General features: G+C 41.2%; 7 protein-coding genes. 3 read left to right on the forward strand and 4 right to left on the reverse strand.

Annotated elements, in window-relative coordinates; translation table 11 throughout:
* The first annotated feature begins 364 nt into the window (after positions 1 to 364).
* Entirely contained in the window at positions 365 to 589 is a 225-nt protein-coding gene (locus AACT52_RS10345; RefSeq protein WP_073636622.1) for a hypothetical protein, read from the forward strand.
* 6 nt (positions 590 to 595) lie between these two features.
* Positions 596 to 1,021, forward strand: a complete 426-nt coding sequence (locus tag AACT52_RS10350) for a PIN domain-containing protein (RefSeq protein WP_073636617.1) — start codon at positions 596 to 598, stop codon at positions 1,019 to 1,021.
* Between the two features lie 286 nt (positions 1,022 to 1,307).
* Here the strand turns inward: AACT52_RS10350 and AACT52_RS10355 are convergent, their stop codons facing one another.
* The 4 genes from AACT52_RS10355 to AACT52_RS10370 form a co-directional block, all read right to left on the reverse strand.
* The gene (locus AACT52_RS10355) at positions 1,308 to 1,487 is read right to left on the reverse strand and encodes an AbrB/MazE/SpoVT family DNA-binding domain-containing protein (RefSeq protein WP_073636618.1); all 180 of its coding nucleotides are present in this window, start codon (positions 1,485 to 1,487) and stop codon (positions 1,308 to 1,310) included.
* A 127-nt stretch (positions 1,488 to 1,614) separates the two neighbouring features.
* Entirely contained in the window at positions 1,615 to 1,755 is a 141-nt protein-coding gene (locus AACT52_RS10360) for a hypothetical protein (RefSeq protein WP_158055053.1), read from the reverse strand.
* A 139-nt stretch (positions 1,756 to 1,894) separates the two neighbouring features.
* Complete coding sequence (locus tag AACT52_RS10365) at positions 1,895 to 2,239, reverse strand: hypothetical protein (RefSeq protein ID WP_073636620.1); 345 nt, start codon at positions 2,237 to 2,239, stop codon at positions 1,895 to 1,897.
* Between the two features lie 269 nt (positions 2,240 to 2,508).
* Positions 2,509 to 3,642, reverse strand: coding sequence for a phosphotransferase family protein (locus AACT52_RS10370; RefSeq protein WP_073636621.1), 1,134 nt, complete (start codon positions 3,640 to 3,642; stop codon positions 2,509 to 2,511).
* A gap of 71 nt (positions 3,643 to 3,713) precedes the next feature.
* On the opposite strand from AACT52_RS10370, the gene AACT52_RS10375 reads away from it, so the two are divergent.
* A partial coding sequence (locus AACT52_RS10375) for a hypothetical protein (RefSeq protein ID WP_143173026.1) occupies positions 3,714 to 3,894 on the forward strand: 181 nt, incomplete at its 3' end.

A 3,894-nucleotide genomic window follows, 5' to 3' on the forward strand; every position in this document is an offset into this window, starting at 1 on the left:
CATGAGGAGTTATGGCACTCAGGGGGGAAATATGTTAACTTGCTCCGCACTGAAGGATGATTAGATTGCTGCGCTCTCGAAGGATGATTACAAGTAGGTTCGGTTTAGATTGTTTGTAGGGGCTTTCGTCTAGCCCTAACGTGTCAACTTAACGTTTAACCATTAATTCCACGTTGGTTTTACCCCACCCCCGTAAAGCTACGCTATGGCTAACGCCACGCTTCGCTATCACGTCCCCTCCCCTTAATAAGGGGAGGGGAGGTTTTGGCGCAAGACAAAACCGGGGTGGGGTGAAGCAACAATTATGGACAGGTACAATAAGGCATAATATAACGTAATGTATTACGATATTGACTTAGAAATTATGTCTAACAACCCTTATTACAACCTTAGTGTTGACGAACAAAATATCATCATCAAGATTGATAAAAAAGCAATTGATTATCAGCAACTGACACAACTACTAAACCATCTTGAACTCAAGTCAATCAGTCAGCGAAGTCAATTAACAGAAGAGGTTGCGGCTGAATTAGCGAATGAAATCGACTCTACTGTTTGGTCTAAAGTTAAATCTAAACTTTCTCAGTAGTAAATTGTGATTGGACAAAAAGCACCGATTATAGTTGATACTAACATTCTGTTCTCAGCATTACTTAGAGATAAATCTCGTTTTAGCGAGTTACTACTCGACTCAAATTATCGCTTTTTTATCTGCGAGCAGGTGCTGGTAGAATTATTTAAACGCAAGGAGAAAATACTGAAAACGAGTCAGTTAACAGAAGAAGAAATTGTTACGATTTACCAGATATTGCTCAAACGCATTAATCTCTACAAAGAAGACTTGATTGCAATAGAGAATTTAGCAACAGCCTACGAGTTGTGTCGGGATATTGACGAAACCGATACTCCTCATGTCGCTTTGACTATAGAATTGGGTGGCTTGCTTTGGACAGGAGATAAAAAACTTAAAGAGGGGTTGCAAAGGAAGGGTTTTATGCAGTTATTCAAGCTGAATAATTAGTAAGAGCGCTGCTTTTGTCAAAGTTTGATAGAAAATCTGATCAATGCACGCTAGCAAAGTCAATATTCAAACCTTGAAAACTGCTCCAAGATAGCTTTCATCCGCCCACTAGCTGTACCGAAGCCTTGCTCAGTAGCTTCTTGAGCATAGCAATAAGAACCGAACTATCAAAAACAATCCCTGTCATTTTGTTTCAAAGGCACGATTCATTTTATCGTCTTCGGCGGTAGCTTCTTGCTTACGCCATCTGGTGAAAATCATCAACAGTATTATCATGTGTCAAATATCATGTGTCAAATATTGATTCAAAGAGCGATCGCGCCTGCGCCAACGCTTGATGCTGTGTAATAAGCTTGATATCGCCATTCTCTTCACGAATGGTCACAATATCGCCTTCCGCCATATTCAGCTTTTTACAGATAACAGAAGGTATTTGTACTGTTTGCGCTTTTTTGTATCTCTGCACGATAGTCCATATCCCTACGATATGTCCTATGAGGAAGTCAAAGCCATTTTTAAATCTAAGTTAAATCAAAGTGAGTCGTAAAGCTGTACTTCGGTGGCAAAACATTAGATGGAATGTGCTATCAGGTTCAGCGACTTTTAGCAACAGTATAAACCAAAACCAGCCAGCAAGTCTTACTGGGGAGGTAAGCTGCTAGCTGGTCAACCCGTTTGGGAAATTCCAAAATCAAAAGCATACCCTTGAGCGATCGCCAAGGGTTAAAATTCAAAAAAAGACTTTTGCTTTTGACTTTTGACTTTGAGCGTAAGCGCAAAGCGGAGGCTGCAGCCAACGCGCAGCTTGCGCCCCTGGCGCTCAACGAGTGTCAGGTATCGATACGCCCCTGCTCGGTGTGTTTTTGATGCACGTTATGGTGTTACAGAATCTACCCCCAAATAAGTATTATTCTCTAAAGTTGGAGGCAAATTATTTTCTTCCCCATCTAGTGCCAGCGCACCTCGCATAGAACCGTTGTAATATATGCCGTAGAGAAAATTCCCCAATTGCAAACTCAGATATTTTTGCTGCATTTGCGGATTCAATTTCTGAAAACGGGCAGCTGCTTCAACTGGCAATTTCAATGGTTTGTAATCAGGATGAGATATCGAAAAATCCGCTCCAATTTCAACTTTATGAGCAATATCTTCTAGAACGGACACTAATCGCTCACTAACTCCAGCCTGAATCAAAGTTTGAGTAGAATCAAGATGCATAATTCTTGGCAACAATTTTAGTACAGAAATATTTCTTAGCAGCTAATATCAGGTTCACTTAATTACTTGTAGTTAAAATAACCTCACCCCCATCCCCTCTCCTTACCAAGGAGAGGGGTGCCCGAAGGGCGGGGTGAGGTGAGACCAGTGCTGCAGGAGGGTCTCCCGACCTAGGCATCTGGCGTTAGCGCAGCGTGCGCTTTGCGCATACCCGGAGGGTGAAACGAGAATTATAAGTCATTATCAGAACTTGATATAACCCACTATGTTTAAGTTAATTCAACAGCAGTACCAAAAATCGTTGACATTGACTGTTGTGGATTGCACAATAACGTCTTCGCAACCTGCATCATCGCAATACCCGTATTGTTAAAAGATTTTTCATGCTGAATTGTTGCCTGAATTTGTTGAATCAAAGCAAAACCCACAAATTGCACGACTCGCTCCCAGAAATCGGGGCGATGTTCTAAAATTTCGGGAAATGTCTTCTCATAAGCACTAGCTAATGCAACAATTGAAGGCTGAACCTGTTCCAAAGGCGTTATCGCCAAGCCTAAAGATTCTTCAAGACTCAAAGACTTGCTGATAACTAAGCTACCCAGCCAGAGAAGCACATAGCTACCAATGAGAGTTCCTAAATCCATTGCCGGGTCTCCCCAAGCAGAACGTTCCCAATCAATCAGCCGTATAATATTCGTATCGTATTGCTGCCAATTGCTGTACAAAAGAATATTATTCAGTTTCAGGTCATTGTGAGTCAGACAACTTGGAGTAAAAGTACTACCCAATTGGGCGATCGCTTGTCCCAAAATATCATACCGCTGGTAGAGGGCAAAAAACCTCAACCCGTCATCTGGCACTGAACCAAAAATCTCCGGCTCAACCCTTTCCAACTTCCCGATCAAATTTTTTACAAAATCATAGGCAGAATATGAAGAATTTTTCTGGAAAAAATCTTCATATTCCAGGCGGTTAAAAGTATCACGATGAATAGTTGCAAGAATTGTACCAATTGCCGTTGCGATTTCAGTGTTGAAGCTATTTTCCTTTTGGTAAAAATCACTTAAATCGCGATAGTCATCTCTGTATGTCTGGACAATAATGCAACTCTCTTTATCAAAATGCAGTACCTCTGGCAAAAATAAGCGTAGGTGATTGAGTTCTGGAAATCGGTGTAAAAATTCTTTGAACTGCCACTCACCCAAAAACTCACCCGCTGCTTTCCCTTGTTTATGCGGCTCTTGCTTAACCAAAAGCTTACGACTGTCAGGAAAAGTTACTAATAAGTTAAAGTTTTTAGCTACAACAGGCTCTACCTTACTCAGTGCTTGTTCGGAATTATTACATAAGCCATGCTCAACTAAATACTCGAAAACATTATGAGAGTTTAACAGGAATGGCATAAGTACGCTTAAATAACACTACCCAGGCAAAATAGCAAACTGTATACTGAAATTAAAAATAACATAACTTTATGGGAATTAGGAATTTGCGGCGACGCGATCGCTCTTGTATTGTGATAGCGCACAGACTCAGCACGATTCGCGATTGTGATGAAATTATTGTATTGGAGCAGGGGAAAGTGGTGCAGCGGGGCATTCATGAGGAGTTATGGCACTCAGGGGGGAAATATGTTAACTTGCTCCGCACTGAAG

The sequence above is a fragment of the Scytonema sp. HK-05 genome, from assembly GCF_963872035.1.
In the GTDB taxonomy this organism is placed as follows: domain Bacteria; phylum Cyanobacteriota; class Cyanobacteriia; order Cyanobacteriales; family Nostocaceae; genus Kalymmatonema.

Coding starts and splice junctions, on each gene's coding strand:
- AACT52_RS10365 (WP_073636620.1), bottom strand. CDS start 2,239: ATGCATCTTGATTCTACTCAAACTTTGATTCAGGCTGGAGTTAGTGAG.
- AACT52_RS10370 (WP_073636621.1), bottom strand. CDS start 3,642: ATGCCATTCCTGTTAAACTCTCATAATGTTTTCGAGTATTTAGTTGAG.
- AACT52_RS10345 (WP_073636622.1), top strand. CDS start 365: ATGTCTAACAACCCTTATTACAACCTTAGTGTTGACGAACAAAATATC.